This is a genomic window from Haladaptatus sp. AB618 (assembly GCF_024136965.1).
Taxonomy (GTDB): domain Archaea; phylum Halobacteriota; class Halobacteria; order Halobacteriales; family Haladaptataceae; genus Haladaptatus.
In genome coordinates, this window is sequence record NZ_JAMYJX010000024.1 from 1 (window position 1) to 697 (window position 697).

Genomic DNA, 697 nt, shown 5'->3' on the forward strand with positions numbered 1-697 from the left:
GAACCGACGGCGGCGCTGGACCTGCTGATGCAGCAATCGATCCTGATTCTGCTCAAAGAACTGCAGGAGAAGTACGACCTGACGATGGTGTTCATCACCCACGACCTGCCGCTCGTCGCGGCGTTGGCCGACCGCCTCGCCGTGATGTACGCCTTCGATTTGGCGGAGGTCGGCCCTTCCGAGGAGATCGTGAACGATGCCGCGCACCCGTACACGCGAGCATTGCTAAACTCCACGCCGAGTCTGAACGCACCACTTGAGGAAATGCGCCCCATCGAGGGCCAAAGTCCGGCCCCGATCAACGTGCCGAAGGGGTGTGCGTATCACCCGCGCTGTCCGCTCGCGACCGACGAGTGCGTGCAGACCGACCCGCCGTTCGACCATCCGACGCCGGAGCATGCGGTGGCGTGCTACCACTGGCAAGAGGCTCAGGAGGAGATCGAATTGAACTACGAAGAATTACTACAAGCAAATCCAGCCGAGAGTACGACGGAGAAAAGAGGTGAGAATCAATGAGCACAAACGAGGAACCACTCCTATCGTTGGAGAACGTGGAAGTACACTTCGAGAAGGAATCGGGACCGCTCGATTTCGACAGTGAACCGCAAACGGTGCGGGCGGTAGACGGTGTCTCGTTGGACATCATGGAAAACGACGTAATCTCGCTCGTCGGCGAATCCGGGTGTGGAAAGACGAC

At 59.1% G+C, this 697-nt stretch carries 1 protein-coding gene and 1 pseudogene; both read left to right on the forward strand.

The genetic code is table 11. The features are described 5' to 3' along the window. Nucleotides 1-516 (forward strand): oligopeptide/dipeptide ABC transporter ATP-binding protein (locus NKF26_RS23920; protein ID WP_369682191.1); only part of this gene is annotated, 516 nt, incomplete at its 5' end. After that, a pseudogene (locus NKF26_RS23925) lies at nucleotides 513-697 on the forward strand (ABC transporter ATP-binding protein); the annotation flags it as partial. The gene NKF26_RS23920 and the pseudogene NKF26_RS23925, both read left to right, overlap by 4 nt.